Annotated in this window: 19 protein-coding genes; 17 read left to right on the forward strand and 2 right to left on the reverse strand. The window is 71.3% G+C overall.

Annotated features, from left to right (window positions below; translation table 11 throughout):
- Positions 1-15 precede the first annotated feature (15 nt).
- Entirely contained in the window at positions 16-894 is an 879-nt protein-coding gene (locus tag M3E84_RS09625; protein ID WP_259895971.1) for a YgcG family protein, read from the reverse strand.
- Positions 895-997: 103 nt separating this feature from the next.
- Between M3E84_RS09625 and M3E84_RS09630 the strand changes: the two genes are divergently transcribed.
- From M3E84_RS09630 to M3E84_RS09660, 7 genes are all read left to right on the forward strand, one after another.
- Positions 998-2,350, forward strand: coding sequence for an RIP metalloprotease (locus M3E84_RS09630; protein WP_259895972.1), 1,353 nt, complete (start codon positions 998-1,000; stop codon positions 2,348-2,350).
- A gap of 106 nt (positions 2,351-2,456) precedes the next feature.
- On the forward strand, positions 2,457-3,620 hold the full coding sequence (gene ispG, locus M3E84_RS09635) for a flavodoxin-dependent (E)-4-hydroxy-3-methylbut-2-enyl-diphosphate synthase (RefSeq protein WP_259895973.1): 1,164 nt from the start codon (positions 2,457-2,459) through the stop codon (positions 3,618-3,620).
- Entirely contained in the window at positions 3,617-4,498 is an 882-nt protein-coding gene (locus M3E84_RS09640) for a DUF4081 domain-containing GNAT family N-acetyltransferase (RefSeq protein ID WP_259895974.1), read from the forward strand. The genes ispG and M3E84_RS09640 overlap by 4 nt, the downstream gene beginning before the upstream one ends.
- 77 nt (positions 4,499-4,575) lie before the next feature.
- The gene (locus M3E84_RS09645; RefSeq protein WP_259895975.1) at positions 4,576-5,196 is read left to right on the forward strand and encodes a hypothetical protein; all 621 of its coding nucleotides are present in this window, start codon (positions 4,576-4,578) and stop codon (positions 5,194-5,196) included.
- Positions 5,197-5,407: 211 nt separating this feature from the next.
- On the forward strand, positions 5,408-6,262 hold the full coding sequence (locus M3E84_RS09650; protein WP_259895976.1) for a hypothetical protein: 855 nt from the start codon (positions 5,408-5,410) through the stop codon (positions 6,260-6,262).
- A 237-nt stretch (positions 6,263-6,499) separates the two neighbouring features.
- The gene (locus M3E84_RS09655) at positions 6,500-7,396 is read left to right on the forward strand and encodes a hypothetical protein (protein ID WP_259895977.1); all 897 of its coding nucleotides are present in this window, start codon (positions 6,500-6,502) and stop codon (positions 7,394-7,396) included.
- A gap of 293 nt (positions 7,397-7,689) precedes the next feature.
- Entirely contained in the window at positions 7,690-9,486 is a 1,797-nt protein-coding gene (locus tag M3E84_RS09660; RefSeq protein ID WP_259895978.1) for a proline--tRNA ligase, read from the forward strand.
- Between the two features lie 68 nt (positions 9,487-9,554).
- On the opposite strand, the gene M3E84_RS09665 is transcribed toward M3E84_RS09660, so the two are convergent.
- The gene (locus M3E84_RS09665) at positions 9,555-10,520 is read right to left on the reverse strand and encodes a hypothetical protein (protein ID WP_259895979.1); all 966 of its coding nucleotides are present in this window, start codon (positions 10,518-10,520) and stop codon (positions 9,555-9,557) included.
- 261 nt (positions 10,521-10,781) lie between these two features.
- Here M3E84_RS09665 and rimP point away from each other — a divergent pair, with 261 nt between their 5' ends.
- From rimP to M3E84_RS09715, 10 genes are all read left to right on the forward strand, one after another.
- Positions 10,782-11,303: a ribosome maturation factor RimP gene (gene rimP / locus M3E84_RS09670; RefSeq protein WP_259895980.1), complete on the forward strand. Its 522-nt coding sequence runs from the start codon at positions 10,782-10,784 to the stop codon at positions 11,301-11,303.
- A gap of 219 nt (positions 11,304-11,522) precedes the next feature.
- Positions 11,523-12,509, forward strand: a complete 987-nt coding sequence (gene nusA / locus M3E84_RS09675; RefSeq protein ID WP_259895981.1) for a transcription termination factor NusA — start codon at positions 11,523-11,525, stop codon at positions 12,507-12,509.
- 228 nt (positions 12,510-12,737) lie between these two features.
- Entirely contained in the window at positions 12,738-13,061 is a 324-nt protein-coding gene (locus M3E84_RS09680; RefSeq protein WP_259895989.1) for a YlxR family protein, read from the forward strand.
- A 215-nt stretch (positions 13,062-13,276) separates the two neighbouring features.
- Complete coding sequence (gene infB, locus M3E84_RS09685; protein ID WP_259895982.1) at positions 13,277-16,201, forward strand: translation initiation factor IF-2; 2,925 nt, start codon at positions 13,277-13,279, stop codon at positions 16,199-16,201.
- A gap of 177 nt (positions 16,202-16,378) precedes the next feature.
- Entirely contained in the window at positions 16,379-16,864 is a 486-nt protein-coding gene (rbfA, locus tag M3E84_RS09690) for a 30S ribosome-binding factor RbfA (RefSeq protein WP_259895983.1), read from the forward strand.
- Positions 16,854-17,843, forward strand: coding sequence for a tRNA pseudouridine(55) synthase TruB (gene truB, locus M3E84_RS09695; RefSeq protein ID WP_259895984.1), 990 nt, complete (start codon positions 16,854-16,856; stop codon positions 17,841-17,843). Before rbfA ends, truB begins: the two co-directional genes overlap by 11 nt.
- A gap of 49 nt (positions 17,844-17,892) precedes the next feature.
- Entirely contained in the window at positions 17,893-18,264 is a 372-nt protein-coding gene (locus tag M3E84_RS09700) for a hypothetical protein (RefSeq protein WP_259895985.1), read from the forward strand.
- A gap of 14 nt (positions 18,265-18,278) precedes the next feature.
- Positions 18,279-18,806 (forward strand): hypothetical protein, encoded by a 528-nt coding sequence (locus tag M3E84_RS09705; protein ID WP_259895986.1) that lies wholly within the window; start codon positions 18,279-18,281, stop codon positions 18,804-18,806.
- Positions 18,803-19,411 carry a GNAT family N-acetyltransferase gene (locus tag M3E84_RS09710; protein ID WP_259895987.1) on the forward strand — a complete coding sequence of 203 codons (609 nt, stop codon included), beginning with the start codon at positions 18,803-18,805 and terminating at the stop codon, positions 19,409-19,411. The genes M3E84_RS09705 and M3E84_RS09710 overlap by 4 nt, the downstream gene beginning before the upstream one ends.
- A gap of 77 nt (positions 19,412-19,488) precedes the next feature.
- Positions 19,489-20,562 carry a bifunctional riboflavin kinase/FAD synthetase gene (locus tag M3E84_RS09715; protein ID WP_396415604.1) on the forward strand — a complete coding sequence of 358 codons (1,074 nt, stop codon included), beginning with the start codon at positions 19,489-19,491 and terminating at the stop codon, positions 20,560-20,562.
- The last annotated feature ends 4 nt before the right edge of the window (positions 20,563-20,566 follow it).

Genomic DNA, 20,566 nt, shown 5'->3' on the forward strand with positions numbered 1-20,566 from the left:
GAGCCTCGGGGGCCGTCACCAGCTCCCGGTGGAACCGCCCCCGGTGAATCCCCCACCGCCGCCGAAGGAGGTGCCGCCGCCGATCTGATCGCCGCCGGTGGGTGCGGCGCCGTACGAGGAGGGCGCTGCGAGGTACAGCGGAAGCCAGGCGGCCACCGGGAGGATGTCGCCCTGCCTGCGGGAGCACGCCCAGCGCAGGTAGTCCTGGCGCTGGTCCTCGGTGAGCTCGAGCTGCGGGTCCTCCCGCTCGGCCTGCGCCAGGTTCTCGCGGGCGATCCTCTGCCGCCTGCGGTGGGTGTGCAGGCCCCAGCCGAGCAGCCCGGCTCCCACGGCTGCGGCCCCTCCGATCCCTGCGGCCACGGCCCAGCCGGGCACGCCTCCGGCCGTGGGATCCTCCTCGCCCTCCGCGGTGGCGTAGAGGCTCTCGGTGCCGTCCACCAGGCCGTCCGCCCAGTGCTCCTGCTCGAACGACGGGACCATGACGTCGTCCACGATCGCGTCGGTCGCGTCCTCGGGCAGCACGTCCTGAGCGCCGTCGGCGACCTCCACACGGACCTCCTGGTCCTCGGGGCGCAGCAGGACCAGCACGCCGTTGTCCTCGCCGTCCTCGCCCACGCCCCAGCTGGTCGCGACGTCGCGGGCGCGGTCCTCGATGCCGCCAGCGTCCTCGTCCTCGGTGAGCACGGCGACCCGCACCTCGTCCGAGCGGTCATTGCCGTCCTGGATCGCCCGCTCGAGCTCCTGCTCCTGGGCCTCGGAGAGGACATCGGCGGCATCCAGCACATTGCCGTCCTGCGGCGGCTGAGGGATCTCGCCCGGCTCAGTGCTGCCGCAGGCGGACAGCAGCAGTGCCGCCGAGGCGGCCAATGCGGGGGTGCAGGCACTTCTGGTCATCTCCCGACCATGCCATGTGAGGTCGCAGCGGCAGGGCGGCGGCACGGGGCGAGGCGCCCGAGCGTGATGCGATCGTTGTGCTGTACCGCCCGTGTGGTGGGATATGCGCGTGAACGTGCTGATCTTCGCTCTCGGCGTCCTGCTGGCCGCTCTGGCCCTCGTCGTCTCGATCGCCCTGCATGAGGTGGGGCACCTGCTGCCCGCCAAGCTCTTCCGGGTGCGCGTGCTGCAGTACATGGTGGGCTTCGGACCCACGCTGTTCTCGCGGGTGCGCGGGGAGACGGAGTACGGGATCAAGGCCGTTCCGCTGGGCGGCTACGTGGCCATGATCGGCATGTACCCGCCGGCAGCCGGGCGCGCCGCCGGCGTGGACTCCACCGGCGTCGTGCAGCAGATGGCGTCCCAGACCCGCTCCGTCGCCGCGGCGCAGCTGCTGCCCGGGGAGGAGGACCGGGCGTTCTACCGCCTTCCCGTGTGGAAGCGGGTCGTGATCATGCTCGGCGGGCCGCTCATGAACCTGCTGATCGCGATCGTGTGCATCACGGTGCTCGTCACGGGCTTCGGATCCCAGCAGCCCACCACCACGCTGGCCTCGGTGAGCCGCTGCGTCCAGAGCGTGGACCCCGCTTCCGCCTCACAGGAGGCGCAGACCGGCGGCGCAGGGTGTGCGGTCTCGGATCCGGAGGCCCCCGCCCACGCCGCGGGACTGCGACCCGGGGACACCGTGGTCTCCCTGGACGGCACGTCGCTGCAGTCCTGGGAGCAGCTCACCGAGATCGTGCGCCAGCGCGCCGGCGAGCCCATCGACATCGTCTACGACCGCCACGGCCAGCGCGCCTCGACCACGATCACCCCGGTGGAGACCTCGCGCCCGGCCGTCGACTCCACCGGGGCCCCGCTCGTGCGGGAGGGCAGCTATGTCATGGAGGACGTCGGGTTCATCGGCGCCTCCTCGCGCACTCAGCTGACGCCTCAGCCGATCACCGCGGTGCCGGGGGAGGTGCTCAACGGCCTGGAGCGGGTTGCCGGAGGACTGATCCGGCTGCCGGTCAACGTGTGGAACGTCGCCGTGTCGACCTTCACGGACGCCCCGCGCGATCCGGACGGCCCCATGTCGGTCGTGGGCGTGGGGCGGATCTCCGGGGAGGTCGCCAGCACCGACCAGCTCGAGCTGCGGGAGAAGTCCGCCACGCTCGTGGGGCTGGTGGGCTCGGTGAACCTGGCCCTGTTCGCCTTCAACCTCATCCCGCTGCTGCCGCTGGACGGCGGGCACATCGCCGGCGCCCTGTGGGAGGGGATCCGCCGCACCGTCGCCCGCCTGCTGGGACGCAGGGATCCCGGGCCGTTCGATCCGCTGCGGCTGCTGCCGCTGACCTACGCTGTCTCGCTGGCCATGCTGGGGATGGCCGCCCTGCTCGTGCTGGCCGATCTGATCGAGCCGGTGCAGCTGCTGTGAGACCGCCCCTGCCGACATGAGCCCTGGCTCACCCCGCGGACGATTCCAGTTGACCGCTGGGGCACAATGGAGGCCGATCCATCCTCGACGCAATCAGGAGCCATCTGTGAGTCCGGTCAGCTTGGGCATGCCCGCCGCACCCCTTCCCGTCCTCTCGCCTCGCCGCAAGACCCGGCAGATCCGCGTGGGCTCGGTCGGTGTGGGCTCGGACTCCCCGGTGAGCGTGCAGTCCATGACCACCACGCCCACCACCGACATCAACGCCACGCTGCAGCAGATCGCGGAGCTCAATGCCGCCGGCTGCGACATCGTGCGGGTGGCCTGCCCGTCTCAGGACGACGCCGACGCCCTGCCGATCATTGCCATGAAGTCCCCGATCCCCGTGATCGCGGACATCCACTTCCAACCCAAGTACGTCTTCGCCGCGATCGACGCCGGCTGCGCCGGGGTGCGCGTGAACCCGGGCAACATCCGCAAGTTCGACGATCAGATCGGCGAGATCTCGCGCGCGGCCAAGGACGCCGGTGTCTCCATCCGCATCGGCGTGAACGCCGGCTCGCTCGACAAGCGGCTCATGGAGAAGTACGGCAAGGCCACCCCGGAGGCGCTGGCCGAGTCCGCGCAGTGGGAGGCCTCGCTGTTCGAGGAGCACGACTTCCACGACTTCAAGATCTCCGTCAAGCACAACGACCCCGTCACCATGGTGCGCGCCTACCAGCTGCTGGCCGAGCGCGGCGACTGGCCCCTGCACCTGGGCGTGACCGAGGCCGGTCCGGCGTTCCAGGGCACCATCAAGTCCGCCACGGCCTTCGGCGCCCTGCTCTCGCAGGGCATCGGCGACACGATCCGCGTCTCGCTGTCGGCCCCTCCGGTCGAGGAGGTCAAGGTCGGCGCCCAGATCCTGCAGTCGCTGGGCCTGCGCCCCAAGAAGCTCGAGATCGTCTCCTGCCCCTCCTGCGGCCGCGCCCAGGTGGATGTCTACAAGCTGGCCGACGACGTCACCGAGGGGCTCAAGGACCTCACGGTGCCGCTGCGCGTGGCCGTGATGGGCTGCGTCGTCAACGGCCCCGGTGAGGCTCGCGAGGCCGATCTGGGCGTGGCCTCCGGCAACGGCAAGGGCCAGATCTTCGTCAAGGGCGAGGTCATCCGCACCGTGCCCGAGGATCAGATCGTGGAGACGCTGATCACCGAGGCCAACCGCATCGCAGAGGAGATGGGCCTGGAGGAGGACGAGGAGTCCGGCGCCTCGCCCACCGTCACCGTCGGGTGAGGCTCTTCTCGGGCGCGCAGACGCGGCTCGTCCCGTCCCATGCCGTCCCGCGCAGCGAGCTGGATCGGCTGCTCGGGCAGGACCCGATCTCCTCGGTGTTCGTCGCCGAGCACGTGGCGCAGCTGCGCGCCGGGCCCGCGCGCGGGGCGCAGCCCATCGTGGGACTCACGCGCGGCCGTCGTCCCCGTCCAGGGGCGGCGGGGCACTCGCTCGAGCTCTCGGGCGCCTGCTGGGTCGGCTCCAACGTGGTCCCGATCGAACTCGGAGAGGGCGGGGCGCAGGCCGTGGCGGCGCACCTTCTGGGGGCGCGGCAGGCCCGGGCCTCGTTCTTCGGACCCCGCGACGACGTCCTCGCCCTGTGGGAGGCCGTGCAGCACCGCTGGCGCGAGCCCTTCGCGATCCGCGACACCCAGCCTCTGCTGAGCCTCGAGCAGGCACCGGCGCTGGAGGCTCATCCCGAGGTGCGGCTGGGGCGCCCGGGGGAGATCGAGGCCGTGCTGCCGGCCAGTGCGGCCATGTTCGAGGAGGAGGTCGGCTTCTCCCCGTACGTCGAGGGCCGGGAGTCCTATCTCCGCCGCGTCCAGCAGCTGCTGGCCAGGCAGCGCACCTTCGTGCTGCTGCGCGACGGCCGCGTGGATTTCAAGGCGGACATCGGTGCCGCCGCGGTCGATGTCTGTCAGATCCAGGGCGTGTGGGTGCGCCCCGAGCTGCGGGGCAGGGGTCTTGCCGCACCGTGCATGGCCGCCGTCGTGGAGCTGGCTCTGCAGCGCTTCCGGGCCGTGAGCCTGTACGTCAACGACTACAACACGGCCGCGCTGCGCACGTACCAGCGCGTGGGATTCCAGCCTCACGGGACCTTCGCGACCGTCCTGTTCTGAGCTCGGCGCGCGGGGTCCCCCTCGGCCTCCCCTGACCGCGCCCGCAGAACGGCGGGACGACGGAAGGCACTCACACCATGGTTCAGCAGCTGCGCTTCCGCACCGTCTTCGCCGGAACCGCCATCGCCGCGCTCGCCCTCACCGGCTGCGGCCAGGATGGTGGAGACGCGTCCGACTCGCAGAGCTCGGCCGCCCCGGAGGCGGCCACCGGCTACACCGCGGAGCAGGTCGAGTCGACCCTGGCCGCCGCCTCCGTCGACGGCGAGGCCATCCCCGATGTCTCCAGCCTCAGCAGCTCGCAGAGCCAGGAGGTCAAGGACGGCCTGGAGGGGATGCAGTCCCTGTTCGAGTCCGCGGAGTTCGACCCGGCCCAGTGCCAGGATGTCTTCACCGACAAGCTCTCGGCCGGTCTGTCCGACGACGTCATCGACGATGCCTCCATGGGCCAGACCGAGGACGACGTGATCGTCACCGCCTACCCCCTGGAGTCCAAGGAGGCTGCTGACCCGCACGTCAGCGATCTGCGCGATCAGCAGGACTTGTGCGGCGAGATCAGCGTGTCGGTCATGGAGGAGGGCGACCAGGATCTGGGCTCGGCCCTGAGCGACATCGCCCCGACCTTCGTCGACGGACCCGCCGAGCCCTCCGAGGGCGCCTCGGAGTCGGCATCGGAGGAGGCCTCCGACTCGCAGTCCTGACCCCGAGCGAGGGGCGGTCATCGCCGCCCTTTCCTTTCGGAGTCATACAACCCCCGCCGGAGAAACATTCCGGCGGGGGCTGTGGCGTGTGCGATAGTTATCGGCACGAGGTGGCGTGTCTCACACGCACTTCAGGGCGGCCGTCGCCCGCAACCATGAAGCTCGTCTCCGGCGCCCATCGACCGGAGCCATCGAAAGGCTGGAACCTCCCATGGCAGCAACGATCCGCTTCCGAACCCTCTTCGCCGGCACCGCCATCGCGGCTCTGGCTCTGACCGGCTGCGCCCAGGGCGGTGGCGGCGGCGGGGACGAGTCCTCCAGTGCCGAGGAGTCGAAGGCCCCCGAGGCTCCGAGCGACTACACGACCGAGCAGGTCGAGTCCACGCTGGCAGCGGCCACCGTCGACGGCGAGGAGCTCTCCAACGTCACTCCCACCGAGGACGCCTTCGGCGGCGAGGTGAGCGAGGAGGGCATCTCCATGATGCAGTCCATGCTGGAGGAGGCGGAGATCGAGCCGGCGGAGTGCCAGGACCCGATCCTGGGGCAGCTCACCGGCGGGATGCTCGAGGACGTGATGGCGGACTCGGTCATGGGGACCACCTCGGACGGCCTGTCGGTCACAGCCTTCCCCATGGACTCCAAGGAGGCGGCCGATCAGCATGTCAATGACCTGCGGGACGCCTATGACAAGTGCGGCGACGTCACCATCGACCTCATGGGTGAGGAGATGGGGATCGTGACCACCACGGAGGAGGTCGATGTGGAAGGAGCCGGTGCGGCGATCTCGCAGGACGTCGAGGTCGAGGCGCAGGGGGAGTCGACCTCGGCCTCCACCGCCATGATGAGTGTCGGCAATGTCGTGATCTCGATCTCCGATCCGAGCGCGAGCATGGGCGGCAGCGGCGATGACGCCAGCGCGGAGCCGGCCGACTACGCCTCGATCCTCGAGGAGATCGCCCCCAGCTTCGTCGAGGGTCCGGTCGAGCCGTCCGAGGGCGCCTCGGGTGAGGCTTCCGAGGACTCCTCCGAGGGCTCCTCGGAGGAGTCCACCGACTCGCAGTCCTGACCCTGCGGTCTCACCACGCGACGGCCGCGCGGCACATGCCGACGCGGCCGTCGCCATGATGCCTCAGCTCGACTGTCTCCGGCTCCGACGAAATATTCCAGCGGATGCTCCCGACGGTGCGATAGTGATCATCATGAGGAGTCGTTCGTCACATCGGCGCCTCATCCGGCAGTTCCCGCATCCATGAGCTCGCCTCCGGCGCCCTGCCGACCGGAGCCACGAAAGGCTGATACCCCCATGGCAGCACAGCTTCGCTTCCGCGCCCTCTTCGCAGGCACCGCCATCGCGGCGCTCGCCCTGACCGGCTGCGTGCAGTCCACGAACGACGACGGCGAGGACGACAGCTCGTCGTCCTCCGAGGAGAGCTCGGCTCCTGAGTCGAGCGCCGCCGAGGAGACCAGCGCTGCCTCGGAGGAGAGCTCCGAGTCCTCCGATGACGAGTCGTCGGATGATGAGTCGACGGACGACGAGTCCGCTGATGACGAGCCGTCGGATGACACCTCATCCTCCGATGACGCGTCCTCTGACTCCTCCGCCGCCTCGGGCGAGGCCCCCGAGGACCTCTCCGACTCCGATCTGCTGAGCAGCCTGTCCACGCAGATCAACGGCGCCCAGCTCATGGCGATCACCGCCGACCAGCTCGCCTCCACCGGCACCGATCCGGAGGAAGATCTGTTGGAGGCTTTCGGGGAGGACTTCGCCGTCTCGCCCGCCAGCTGCCAGGACCCGTTCCTGAACGCCCTGCTGGCCGGAGTCCATGACACGGACGGCGTCCTGGCTACGGATCAGGAGGGCTCCCTGATGGTCTCGGCCGAGACCTTCGATGACGCCGCCGCCGCAGAGGACGCCCTGCAGGCCGACCGCGACGCCGCCGATGGCTGCGGCGAGGTCGAGGTCACTGCGGACGGCACCTCCGGATCCGCTGAGCTGTCCACCTCGGATCTCGAGGTCGAGGGTGCCGACAGCGCCTACGAGGCCACCGTGGAGAACGAGGGCGAGTCCTACTCCACCGCCGGAATGGCCTATGGCAACACCGTGATCACGGTGGTCGACACGGGGCAGTTCGAGGGCGACCCCGCCCCGGACAACGCGGCGCTGCTCGAGGAGGTCGCGGCCGCGGTGTCCGCCGGCTGAGCCGAGAGATCCGGAGCATCCGGCCCCTGACGGGAGCCGCATCGCCTCACCTCGACGGGCCGATGACCCCTGCCTCGCCAGGCGGTCGTCGGCCCGCCGTCGTGCCTGCCCGGTGCAGGGCGCTGAGTACAGCGGCCTTCGGAGCGCTCGGTCGGGACGGTCGGGGGAGGGCTGTCGGGGGCTAGGATGGGCGGGATCCGGACCCGGACGTCAAGGCTGACGGCACCGCGCACCGCCGGAGGGCGCCGCGCATCCGCGGCGCCGAACGCGACGACCTGTGAAACGGAGCGCCTGTGGCACTGCGCCTCTCCTCCCTGTTCCTGCGCACCCTGCGCGAAGACCCGGTCGATGCCGAGGTCGCCAGCCATCGGCTGATGGTCCGCGCCGGGCTGATCCGCCGCGCCGCGCCGGGGATCTACACCTGGCTTCCGCTGGGGCTGAGCGTCCTGCGGAAGGTGGAGGAGATCGTTCGCGAGGAGATGGCGGGGATCGGGGCCCAGGAGGTCCACTTCCCGGCGCTGCTGCCGCGCGAGCCCTACGAGGCGACCGGCCGCTGGGAGGACTACGGCGACAACCTCTTCCGCCTCAAGGACCGCAAGGACGCGGACTACCTGCTGGCGCCCACGCACGAGGAGATGTTCACTCTCCTGGTCAAGGACCTGTACTCGTCGTATAAGGACCTGCCGGTGCGGCTGTACCAGATCCAGACCAAGTACCGCGATGAGGCCCGCCCCCGGGCCGGGCTCATCCGCTCGCGCGAGTTCATCATGAAGGACTCGTACTCCTTCGACATCGACGACGCCGGCCTGGAGGAGTCCTATCGCCTGCACCGCGAGGCCTATGTCCGGCTCTTCGACCGTCTCGGCCTGCCGGTCGTGGCCGTGGCGGCCACCTCGGGGGCCATGGGCGGATCGCGCTCCGAGGAGTTCCTGCACCCCACCCCCATCGGCGAGGACACCTTCGTGCGCTCGCCGGGCGGCTACGCGGCCAATGTCGAGGCCGTGACCACCGTGGTGCCGGAGTCCCGTCCGCTGGAGGGCCAGCCCCAGGCGCACGTGGAGCACACGCCGAACTCGGCCACGATCGAGACTCTCGTGCGGCGCTCTGACGAGATGCACCCCAAGGACGACCCCTGGAGCGCTGCGGAGACGCTGAAGAATGTCGTGCTCGCGGTCACCACGCCTGAGGGCGAGCGCCGCCTCGTGGTCATCGGCCTGCCCGGCGACCGCGGCGTGGACCTCAAGCGCGTCGAGGCCGGGATCGGCGCCCTGATCGGCGTCGGGGGAGAGGTCGAGGTCGAACAGGCCACGGATGCCGATCTGGCCAAGCACCCGCAGATCGTCAAGGGCTATCTGGGCCCCGGCCTGAGCCTCGAGGAGCCGCTGCTGGGCGAGGAGTCGACCACCGGGCTGCCCTACTTCGTGGATCCCCGCGTGGTCCCGGGCTCGCGCTGGCTGACCGGTGCGAACATCGCCGATCGCCACGTCTACGACCTGGTGGCCGGACGAGACTTCACCTGGGACGGCACGGTCGAATGCGCCGAGGTCCTGCCCGGCGACCCGGCCCCGGACGGCTCCGGGCCCCTGGAGGCCGCGCGCGGCATCGAGATGGGGCACGTGTTCCAGCTCGGGCGCAAGTACGCCGAGTCCCTGGGCCTGAAGGTCCTGGACCAGAACGGCAAGCAGGTCGTGGTGACCATGGGCTCCTACGGCTTCGGCGTGACCCGCGCGGTGGCCGCTCTCGTGGAGTCGAACCACGACGACAAGGGCATCATCTGGCCGCGGCGTCTGGCACCGGCCGACATCCATGTGGTCCCCACGGGCAAGGGCGAGGAGGCCGCGGAGGCGGCCGAGCAGATCGTCGCCCAGCTCGAGGAGGCCGGCGTCGGCGTGCTGTTCGACGACCGGAAGAAGGTCTCCCCGGGCGTGCGGTTCGGCGACTTCGAGCTGCTCGGAGTGCCGAGCATGCTCGTGATCGGGCGCGGTCTGGCCGACGGGCTGCTCGAGATCAAGGACCGAGCCACGGGCGAGTCCCGCGAGATCCGCCGCGAGGACGTGGTCGCGGAGGTGCTGGCCGAGATCGGCCGCTGAGTCCACCACCCATGACAGGGGCCCGAGCCGACCGGCTTGGGCCCCTGTTCGATCCGCTGCGCTGCGGTTCAGTCCTCGAGGCCCGGAAGCGCCCCCACGGGCTGATCGTCCTGCGCACGGGCGATCGCCAGGCTCATGAGCACCGCGGTCCCGGGATCCGGCGAGAGGGAGTCGATCTCCTGGGCCTCGGGGTCGGCCGCCGCCGCGATCTGGGCCAGCGCGGTGTCTTGGAGCTGGTCCGTCAGCCGGTCGCGGGCGGCGTCCGGGTCTTCGCGGAATCCCTCGGGCATCCCGGGCGAGCCGTCGATCACGGAGGGGTGGCTCTGCTCGAGGCTCGACATCCAGGCGCTGTCCTGCAGCGGCAGCAGGGCCTCGGCCCAGGCTGCTGAGCTGGGCGCCTGCTGCGGGGGCAGGTGCGACCAGGTCTGGGCTGCGTGACGAGCCTGTCCGAGCTGGCGAGCCAGGGCGAGCTCGGGATGCGCCGACTCGCCCATGGCGGCCGGGTCCTCCTGGCCGTCCTGCGCCGCGGGCAGGGCATCTTCGCCGGTCAGCTCCGGGACGGCGCGGTCGACCGTCTGCGCCTCGGCGCCGAGCTCCAGGGCCGTGGCGGCGCGATGGGCGGCGATCGAGCTGAGGACTGCCTGCTGCTCGGGATCCGCGCTCGGGCCGTGGACGATCATCCGCGCGTCGGCCAGGAAGGCGCCGGGCAGCCCGGGGAGGTAGTCCTCCTGGCTCACGCCCACCGGCATCCCTTTGTCCTGGGCGGCCTCGAGGACACGCTCCGACGGTCGGCCGAGGGCCTCGAGCTGCGCATCGAGCTCCTCGCGCAGCTCGTCGCGCTGCGGCTGCGGCAGCTCGTCGAGCAGATCGCCGGCGCGCAGCTGCTCGGTCTGCTGGTAGACCTGGGCCACCGCGATCTGCTGCTCGCTCACGGGTCGACCCGGACCCAGGCGCCAGATCAGCACCGCCAGCAGGATCACGGCCAGCACGACCGCGACGATCACGGCGGCTCGGCCGCGGGAGGTGAGCTTCATGCGGGGCTGCTCCTCGGTGCTGCGGCGGGTGCGTCCCCGCTCGGGATGCTGTGCGCCCATGGTAGGTCGCCGCAGGACGGCAAGCCGGTCAGCGGGGAGCCGCCACCAGACGTCGGGGTGCTCGGCCCGGCTGTCGCAGCCGACCGCTACGCTCGTGCGGACAGGCACCCTCGGCGGATCGGCTCCCGGCCCGCCCCGAGGGCACGGGCGGAACCGGTTCCCGCCGGGCCGCGCAGAAACGCATCGACGCAGGAGGACAACGTGAGCGAGCAGACCCCGCAGGACCCGCTGGCCGCACGGCTGCAGGAGCTGCTGAGCCCCGTCGTCGAGGCTGAGGGGCTGTTCCTGGAAGAGGTCGAGGTGACGGGCTCGGGCGCCCAGCGGATCGTGCAGGTGCTGGTCGATCTGCCGGAGGATCGCACTGACGGCGTGGACATGGAGGACATCGCCCGCGCCGCCCAGGCAGTCTCGGACGAGCTCGATCGCACCGACCCGGTCGACGGCCCCGCCTACGAGCTCGAGGTCTCCTCGCCCGGAGCCGCCCGGCCCCTGGAGCGCCCGCGGCACTGGCGGCGCTCGATCGGCCGACTGGTGGATGTCCAGCCGGTGGATCGCACCACCCACGGGCGCAGCTTCGAGGCCCGCGTGCTGGAGGTCCAAGACGAGCAGGTCACCCTCCAGCGCAGCACCCAGGTCAAGAAGGGCATGCCGATCAAGCTGCTGGACCCGGAGACCTGGGACCTGTCGCAGATCAAGCAGGCGCGGGTCCGCGTCGAGGACTGAAGCCCCTCGCTGCGCCGGGGCCTCCGTGAGCGCACCGGTGTAGACTGCCTGGCTGACACCGGCGGCGCCGGAGGCCCCGAGCACCCTTCGCAGGCACCCGCGCACCGTCGTCATAGACCCGCGAACAGCGTTCCGTCCCACCGGACGGTGCGCTGTCGTCGCACTCGGGGTCCGCGCGCCGCGCAGGCCCCGATCGGCTCGATCCGGAAAGGCCCCTCGATGGACATCGATATGAGCGCTCTGCGCATGCTGGAGCGCGAGAGCGACATCCCGCTGGATCTGCTGATCCCCACCATCGAGCAGGCGCTCGTGCTCGCCTACCAGCGCTCGCCCGGCGCGCTCAAGGACGCCCGCGCGGAGCTGGACACCAAGACCGGTCGCGTGACGATCTGGGCCGCCGAGGTCGACGAGGACGGCACCCGGATCGGGGAGTTCGACGACACCCCCTCCGGCTTCGGGCGCATCGCCGCCTCGACGGCGCGCAGCGTCATCGTGCAGAAGCTGCGCGACGTCGAGGACGACACCGTGCTGGGCCACTTCAAGGGCCGCGAGGGAGAGGTCGTCTCCGGGCAGATCCAGCAGGGGCGCAATCCGCAGATGATCCAGATCGACCTGGGCACCGTGGAGGGCGTCCTGCCCCCGCACGAGCAGGTCCCCGGCGAGAAGTACACCCACGGCAGCCGCATCCGGGCCTACGTCGTGGAGGCCAAGCGGGGGCCCAAGGGCCCGTCGATCACCCTGTCGCGCTCCCACCCGGACCTGGTGCGCCGTCTCTTCGAGTTCGAGGTCCCGGAGATCGCCCAGGGCGAGGTCGAGATCATGGCCATCGCCCGCGAGGCCGGGCACCGCACCAAGATCGCGGTCGTGGCCAACACGCAGGGGATCAACGCCAAGGGCTCGTGCATCGGCGAGATGGGCACCCGCGTGCGCGCCGTGATGAACGAGCTCGGCGGCGAGAACATCGACATCGTCGACTGGTCGGGCGACCCCGCCCGCTTCATCGCCGCCGCACTGTCGCCGGCCAGCGTGGTGCGCGTGGATGTGCTCGACGAGCGCGGCCGCTCGGCTCGCGCGGTGGTCCCGGACAGCAAGCTGTCGCTGGCCATCGGCAAGGAGGGCCAGAACGCCCGCCTGGCCGCCAAGCTGACCGGCTGGCGGATCGACATCCTCTCGGAGTCGGACGACCGCCAGCGCCGCGGCGCCTGAGCGGCGCAGGCCCCTTTGCTGCGGTGGCCGCGACGGCGCCGCAGCGCAGGGGCCCGGTCCTGCGCTCATCCGGTCCGATGGCCCCTTCCGGGGGCGGCTGTGCGCGGCGATACTGCGCCCGCGCTGCAGGAGGAGTAGGATGGCCGCCGGTCCAGCCGCAGTCGTGCCCGCCTCCGGCAGGAGGGCTCCGGCACTCGCGGATCCGGCAGGAAAGAGGTGCGTGCACACGTGGGACATGTTCCGCAGCGCACCTGCATCGGCTGCCGCGAGGTCGTCGGCCAGGACCGGCTCGTGCGTCTGAGCCTCGTCGCAGGAGACCAGGAATCCGTCGTGGTGCCTGATCCCGCGCGTCGGCTCGGTGGACGCGGAGCTTGGCTGCACCCTTCCCGCGACTGCGCGGACAGGGCCCTTCGTCGGAGAGCCTTCAACCGGGCGTTTCGACGATCCGTTCCGATCCAGGACGAGGAGCTGCTGATCCAGCAGATCCTCCATGCCGATCGGCACGGCAGCACCAGCACGACCGTCGCAGTCCGCACTGCGGCCGGAAGATGACCTCGTCCCGCACGGCATGGGATCGAAGACACAGGATGCACTTGATGGGGAAGCGAGCGAGAAGCTGATGGACATCCGATGAGTGCCGAACGATGAGTGCCTCAGCGCACTCGGCAGTGGATGCCCTCCTGCGGTCCGACCGTCTCGGAGGGTCTCCGACAGACCGTTAGTCGGTCCGCCTCCTGTCACGGGCGCGGGCCGAGACAGGAGAGATAGTGGCTAAGCAGAGAGTTCACGAGCTCGCGAAGGAGCTCGGGATGACGTCCAAGGAGGCGATCTCGACCCTGCAGGAGCTGGGCGAGTTCGTCCGGGGCGCGTCCTCGACCGTGGAGCCCCCGGTCGCCAAGAAGCTGAAGGATTCGCCGCAGGCCAAGGCCGCGCTGGCGAAGAAGGACGAGAAGGACAGCTCGGGCAAGTCCGAGACTTCCAAGCCCGAGGCCAAGTCCTCCTCGACCGGCGCCAAGCCCGGCGCCTCGTCCGCACCCAAGCCCGGCGCCTCGTCGGCGCCCAAGCCCGGCCAGGCCGGACCCACGCCCGCGACCGCAGGCCGCACGCAGCAGCCCGCCGAGCAGGCTCCCGCCGCTGCCTCCGAGTCGGCTGCGAGCGAGCCAGCTGCCGCGCAGGGGGAGCAGCCCGCGGCCGACAAGCCCGCCTCCGAGAAGCCCTCGGCCGAGCAGGCTCCCTCGGCGCAGACCCCGAGCCGCCCGGCGCCCAAGCCTGGCGGCGCGGCACCCAAGCCCGGCGGCCCTCGCCCGGGCAACAACCCGTTCACCTCCAAGCAGGCCGGCGGGGCGCAGCGCCCTGCCCGCTCGCAGGGCGGCCCGCGTCCGGGCAACAACCCGTTCGCCGCCCAGCAGGGAATGGGCACGCAGCGCCCCGGTCAGGGCGGTCAGGGCGGTCCCCGTCCGGGTGCTGCGCGTCGGGGCCAGGGCGGTCAGGGCGGTCCGCGCCCCGGCGCTCCCCGTCCCGGTGCCCCGCGTCCCGGCCAGGGCGCCGGCGCAGGCGGCCCGCGTCCGGGCGGCCCGCGCCCCAGCCCGAACATGATGCCGGGCCACACCAGCAACGTGGCTCCGGTCGGCACACGTCCGGCCCGCGGCGGTGGCGCCGGCGGCGGCGGTCGTCGCGGCGGCCCCGGCGGCGGCCCCGGTGCTCCGGGCGGCGGCTTCCGCCCGGGCGGCGGCCCCGGTCGCGGCGGTCGCGGCGCCACTCAGGGCGCCTTCGGCCGCGGCGGTCCCTCGCGCAAGGGGCGCAAGTCGAAGCGCGCCAAGCGCCAGGAGCTGGAGCAGATGAATGCTCCGAAGGTCGGCGGCGTCTCGGTGCCGCACGGCGATGGCAGCACCGAGGTGCGTCTGCGCCGCGGCGCCTCGCTGATGGACTTCGCGGAGAAGATCGACGCGAACCCGGCCTCGCTGGTCACCGTGCTCATCCACCTCGGTGAGATGGCCACGCAGACGCAGTCGCTGGACGAGGACACCTTCGAGGCGCTGGGCGCCGAGCTGGGCTACGTCATCAAGATCGTCTCCCCGGAGGACGAGGAGCGCGAGCTCTTCGAGTCCTTCGATATCGACCTCGAAGCCGAGCAGGCCGCCGAGGGCGAGGAGCAGCTGGAGAAGCGTCCTCCCGTCGTGACCGTCATGGGCCACGTCGACCACGGCAAGACCCGCCTGCTGGATGCCATCCGCAACACCCGCGTGATCGAGGGCGAGGCCGGCGGCATCACCCAGCACATCGGCGCGTACCAGGTCTCGCAGGAGGTCGACGGCGAGGACCGTGCCCTGACCTTCATCGACACCCCGGGCCACGAGGCGTTCACCGCCATGCGTGCCCGCGGTGCGCAGGTCACGGACATCGCGCTGCTCGTGGTCGCCGCCGACGACGGCGTCATGCCGCAGACGGTCGAGGCCCTGAACCACGCCCAGGCGGCGGAGGTGCCGATCGTGGTCGCGGTCAACAAGATCGACAAGCCCGAGGCGAACCCGGAGAAGATCCGCGGTCAGCTGGCCGAGTACGGCCTGGTGCCTGAGGAGTACGGCGGCGACACCATGTTCGTCGACGTCTCCGCCCGTCAGTCCCAGAACATCGACGAGCTGCTCGAGTCGATCGTGCTCACGGCAGACGGCGCCCTGGAGCTGCAGGCGAACCCGGACAAGGCCGCTCGCGGCGTGGCCATCGAGGCCAACCTGGACAAGGGCCGCGGCGCGGTCTGCACCGTCCTGGTCCAGTCGGGCACCCTGCGCGTGGGCGATTCGATCGTCGCCGGCGGGGCCCACGGCCGCGTGCGTGCGATGTTCGACGAGACCGGCACCGCGGTCGAGGAGGCAGGTCCCTCCCGCCCGGTGCAGGTGCTCGGCCTGTCCTCCGTGCCGCGGGCCGGCGACACCTTCATCGCGACCGAGGAGGAGCGCACCGCTCGCCAGATCGCGGAGAAGCGCCAGGCCGCCGACCGCAACGCCCTGCTGGCCAAGCGCCGCAAGCGCGTCACGCTCGAGTCCTTCGACCAGGTCGTGGCCGAGGGCAAGATCGACACGCTCAACCTCATCATCAAGGGCGATGTCTCCGGTGCCGTCGAGGCGCTCGAGGACTCGCTGCTGAAGATCGAGGTGGCTCCGGACGAGGTCCAGCTGCGCGTCATCCACCGCGGTGTGGGTGCGATCACGCAGAACGACGTCAACCTGGCCACGGTCGACAACGCCGTGATCATCGGCTTCAACGTCCGACCGGCCGAGCGCGTCACCGAGCTCGCCGACCGCGAGGGCGTCGAGATGAAGTTCTACTCGGTGATCTACAACGCCATCGACGACGTCGAGGCGGCCCTGAAGGGCATGCTCAAGCCGGAGTACGAGGAGGTGGAGCTCGGCAAGGCCGAGGTCCGCGAGGTGTTCAAGTCCTCCAAGTGGGGCTCGATCGCCGGCTCCTACGTGACCGAGGGACTCATCCGCCGCAACGCCAAGGCCCGCCTGGTCCGCGACGGCAACGTCGTCAAGGAGGGGCTGACCATCGAGTCGCTGCGCCGCTTCAAGGACGACGCGACCGAGGTCCGCGACGGCTACGAGTGCGGCATCGGCCTGGGGTCGTTCAACGACATCAAGGAAGGCGACATCATCGAGACGTGGGAGATGAAGGAGAAGCCCCGCGCCTGATCGTCGTCGCTCCGCCGCGGCCCGCACCGCGGGTCCGTGCCGCAGCCGCCTCTGGGCGGACGGCGCGGACCCGCGGTGCGGGCCGCGCGCTCCGGCGCCCTCGTGGTGCCGCCCCTGACACAGCACTGCACCGCAGCGCTCGGGCCCGCGGGTCCGAGCGCGAGAACTGGAGAGATCATGGCCGACGCACAGCGGGCCTCCCGCATGGCGGATCGCGTCAAGGTGATCGTGGCGAAGGCCCTCGAGCGCCGGGTCAAGGACCCGCGCCTGGGCTTCGTGACCGTCACCGACGCCCGCGTGACCAACGACCTGCAGCACGCGACCGTCTACTACACGGTCTACGGCACTGCCGAGGAGAAGGCCGATTCGGCCCGCGCCCTGGAGTCCGCCAAGGGCATCCTGCGCGCCGAGGTCGGCAAGAACATCACCGCCCGGCTCACGCCCACGCTCGAGTTCGTGGCCGATGAGATCCCGGAGGCGGCCTCGAACCTGGAGGACGTCCTGCGCCGGGCCAAGGAGAAGGACGCGGCCGTGGCCGCCTCCGCCGCCGGTGCCTCGTATGCCAATGGCGAGAACTCGTACCGAACGGACGAGGCCGAGGTCGCCGACTCCGCGGCCTCGGAGGCCGAGGACGAGGATCCCAGCGGCACCCGTGAGCGCTGAGCCGCAGGCGGGCGGGCCGGGGCGCAGCGTGCAGACGCCGCGCCCCGATCCCTCGCTGCCCGTGCCGGAGGGCCTCGTGGTCGTGGACAAGCCGCAGGGCTGGACGAGCCACGACGTCGTCGGGCGGATGCGCCGGCTGTGCGGGACGCGCAAGGTCGGCCACGCCGGGACTCTGGACCCCATGGCCACCGGCGTGCTGATCGTGGGCGTCGGGCGCGGGACCAAGCTGCTGACCCACCTGGTGGGCGCGGACAAGACCTACGAGGCCACCATTCGCCTGGGCGCCACCACCGTCACCGAGGACGCCGAGGGCGAGCTCACCGGCACCGCGGATCCGAGCGCGGTCGCGGCCGTCACGGACGAGCAGATCCGCGCGGCCGTCGCCGAGCTGACCGGAGACCTGGAGCAGGTCCCATCCGCGGTCTCGGCGATCAAGGTGGACGGCAAGCGCTCCTACGCCCGCGTGCGCGCGGGGGAAGAGGTCGCCCTCGAGGCGCGGCCGATCACGGTCTCGCGCTTCGACGTGACGGAGATCCGCCGGGACCGCGATGCCCTGGAGCTCGACGCCGTCCTGGACGTCTCGTCGGGGACCTACATCCGGGCGATCGCCCGCGATCTCGGCGAGGCCCTGGGGATCGGCGGGCACCTCAGCGCGCTGCGCCGCACCCGTGTGGGCGCCCTGGGCCTCGAGCAGGCGCAGGAGCTGGAGACTCTCGCCGAGATCGTCGCCGGGGGAGGAGTCGTGCCGTCCACATCGCTGGACGAGGCCGCGCGCGCCATGTTCCCCGCTCGCGAGCTCACTGCCCAGCAGTCGCTGGAGATCGGGCAGGGCAAGCGCATCGCGCCCACGGGCACGGGCCCGGGCGAGCTCACCGCCGGCTTCGACCCGCAGGGCCACGTGGTGGCTCTGCTCGAGGACCGCGGACGCCCCGAGGAGCGAACCGCCAAGTCCGCCCTGGTCTTCCAGGCGCAGGGCTGAGAACGCACCGGCCGAGACGGCCGCAGGACAGGAAGCTGGGAAGACACGGATGCTGTGGGGATTCGACGGGTGGTTCTGGGCCTCGGTGTGCCTGGGCGGGCTCTCGACGCTGATCTGCGTCGTGGAGGCTCTGCGCAAGCGGCCCCCGGGAGATGCGACGCAGGGCTCCGTGCTCGTGCTGGAGGTCTTCCTGCTCATCTACCTGGTCGGCTCGATCGTCTTGGGGATCCTGGGCCCGGAAGCTTCTGGGTCGGTGCTCGAGTACTGGGGCTACCTGCTCACCGCACTGGTGATCCCAGCGGGCACGTTCATCTGGTCGCTCGTGGAGCGCTCGAGCTGGTCCAACTGGATCCTCGCGGCCACCGGCCCCACGATCATCGTGATGGTGTACCGGATGAACTACATCTGGTACTACCAGTGAGTAGAGAGGACACCATGCAGCACACCGACCCTGAGAGCCCGCGCTCCGCCGGCTCCGAGCCGCAGCGTCCCGGGCGACTGCAGTCGCGCTTCGGGCCGCGGGAGGGCGCACGGCGCACCGACCCGAAGTCCTCGGGCTTGGGACGGGTGATCATCGCGGTCTACGGGATCTTCTCGCTGTCGGCCGGAGTGCGCTCGCTGTATCAGATCCTCACCCAGTTCGACGTCGCTCCGCTGGCCTACCTGCTCTCGCTGTTCTCCGCGGCCGTCTACGTGGTGGCAGCAGTGGCGCTGGCGAAGACCGGGCCTGGCTGGCATCGGATCGCCACGGGTGCCGTGCTGGTGGAGCTCATCGGCGTGCTCGGCATCGGCGCCTGGACCTTCGCCGCCCCGCAGCTGTTCGCCGATGAGACCGTCTGGTCCCACTTCGGCCAGGGCTACGGCTATATCCCGCTGCTGCTGCCGATCGTGGGACTGATCTGGCTGCGCCGCACCCGCCCCCTCACCGACCGCTCCACCGAGACCGCAGGAGACCGCGCATGAGCACCGACGACACCGCCGCCAGCACCAGACAGGGGCTCAGCGTCCCGCGGCTGACGGACGGGGCCCTCACCCTGCGGGAGCTGACCCCCGCCGACGCCGAGGCGCTGACCGCGAACTGCCAGGACCCGGTGGCCGTGCGCTGGACGACCGTTCCCGAGCCCTACGGCGTGGAATCGGCGCTGTGGTACATCCGGGAGTATGTGCCGGGCGCGCTGAAGGCCGGATCGGCGATCAACTGGGCGGCCGAGGATCCCCAGGGCCGCTTCCTCGGGACGATCGAGCTGTGCCGGCTGCGCGCCGGTGCAGCGGACATCGGCCTGAACTTCGGCCCGCATGCCCGCGGCACGGGTGCCGCCGAGGCGGCCTGCCGCCTGGTGATCGAGCACGCGTTCGGCACCATGGGGCTCACGCACCTGCACTGGCTGGCCTTCGCCGGCAACTGGGCCTCGCGCAAGCTCGCCTGGAAGCTCGGTTTCTCCACGCCCGTTCTGGTCCGCGGTTACATGGAGCAGCGGGGCCAGCTGCGCGACACGTGGATCGCGACCCTGACCGATGCCGAGGAGCGCACCCCCTCCCAGCCGTGGGACGGGCCGGCTCCCGCCTGATCCGCCCGGCCCGTCCGCCCCAGCGACTACCCTGGGACGAGCCCGCGCCACCGCACTGCGACTCCCGAGGAGACCCGTTGCACCGCTTGCACGACCTGTCCGAGATTCCCGAGGACCTCGGGCCCTGCGTGGTCACCGTCGGGAACTTCGACGGCGTCCACCGCGGGCACCAGGAGGTCCTGGGCATGGTCAGGGACCGCGCTCGGGAGGAAGGGGCTCGCTCGGTCGTGCTCACCTTCGACCCCCACCCGGCGCTGGTGCACCGGCCGCACGAGTACCGGGGTCGCATCATGGGCACCTCGGACAAGCTCGATGCCATGGAGCAGCTCGGCCTGGATGCGGTGCTCGTGCAGCACTACGACCTCGCCTTCGCCGCCCAGGACCCCGTCGAGTTCATGTCCCGGTACCTGGTGCAGGGCCTTCGGGCCTGCTGCGTGGTCGTGGGCGCCGACGCCCGGTTCGGGCGCGGCAACCAGGGCGATGTCTCCGCGCTGCGGCGATTCGGCGCCGAGCACGGCTTCGAGGTGATCGTGGTCGAGGACCTCGAGTGCCGCGGCACGGTGCCGGCTCAGTTGCGCACCACGAATCTCCCGCTGGTCGGGGTCGACGGCCCCGTCTCGGCCGCCGAGGACACCGATCACGATCCCGAGGATCGACGCATCTCCTCGACCTGGATCCGCGAGCGGCTCATCGCCGGCGACGTCGAGGACGCCGCCCGGCTGCTGGGGCGTCCTCATCGCATGCGCGGCACCGTGGTCCACGGCGCGGCGCGCGGTCGCGAGCTGGGCTTCCCCACGGCCAACCTCGCCCCGGACTCCGACGGCTACATCCCCGCCGACGGCGTCTACGCAGGCTGGCTGACGGACGGGGCCGGGCAGCGCTGGCCGGTAGCGGTCTCGGTGGGCTCCAATCCCACGTTCGAGGGCGTCTCCCGCGTGGTCGAGGCGCATGTGATCGACCGCCCGCGAGAGCGCGTGGAGGACTTCGACCTCTACGGCCAGGAGGTCATCGTGGAGTTCATCGCCCGGCTGCGCGGCATGGTGGCCTACGAGGGCGTGGAGAAGCTCGTGCAGCAGATGAGCCTGGACGTGGAGCGCACCCGCGAGATCCTGGCCACGCACCCGGAGGGCATGGCGGACGTCGCCCCCTGATCAA

The sequence above is a fragment of the Kocuria sp. p3-SID1428 genome (genome assembly GCF_025149945.1).
In the GTDB taxonomy this organism is placed as follows: Bacteria; Actinomycetota; Actinomycetes; order Actinomycetales; family Micrococcaceae; genus Kocuria.

Excerpts from the sequence above, each read along its gene's own strand:
- M3E84_RS09655 (WP_259895977.1), top strand. The coding sequence starts at position 6,500 with ATGGCAGCACAGCTTCGCTTCCGCGCCCTCTTCGCAGGCACCGCCATC.
- M3E84_RS09625 (WP_259895971.1), bottom strand. The coding sequence starts at position 894 with ATGACCAGAAGTGCCTGCACCCCCGCATTGGCCGCCTCGGCGGCACTG.
- M3E84_RS09700 (WP_259895985.1), top strand. The coding sequence starts at position 17,893 with ATGCTGTGGGGATTCGACGGGTGGTTCTGGGCCTCGGTGTGCCTGGGC.
- M3E84_RS09630 (WP_259895972.1), top strand. The coding sequence starts at position 998 with ATGCGCGTGAACGTGCTGATCTTCGCTCTCGGCGTCCTGCTGGCCGCT.
- M3E84_RS09650 (WP_259895976.1), top strand. The coding sequence starts at position 5,408 with ATGGCAGCAACGATCCGCTTCCGAACCCTCTTCGCCGGCACCGCCATC.
- M3E84_RS09645 (WP_259895975.1), top strand. The coding sequence starts at position 4,576 with ATGGTTCAGCAGCTGCGCTTCCGCACCGTCTTCGCCGGAACCGCCATC.
- M3E84_RS09665 (WP_259895979.1), bottom strand. The coding sequence starts at position 10,520 with ATGAAGCTCACCTCCCGCGGCCGAGCCGCCGTGATCGTCGCGGTCGTG.
- M3E84_RS09710 (WP_259895987.1), top strand. The coding sequence starts at position 18,803 with ATGAGCACCGACGACACCGCCGCCAGCACCAGACAGGGGCTCAGCGTC.
- M3E84_RS09705 (WP_259895986.1), top strand. The coding sequence starts at position 18,279 with ATGCAGCACACCGACCCTGAGAGCCCGCGCTCCGCCGGCTCCGAGCCG.
- rbfA (WP_259895983.1), top strand. The coding sequence starts at position 16,379 with ATGGCCGACGCACAGCGGGCCTCCCGCATGGCGGATCGCGTCAAGGTG.
- nusA (WP_259895981.1), top strand. The coding sequence starts at position 11,523 with ATGGACATCGATATGAGCGCTCTGCGCATGCTGGAGCGCGAGAGCGAC.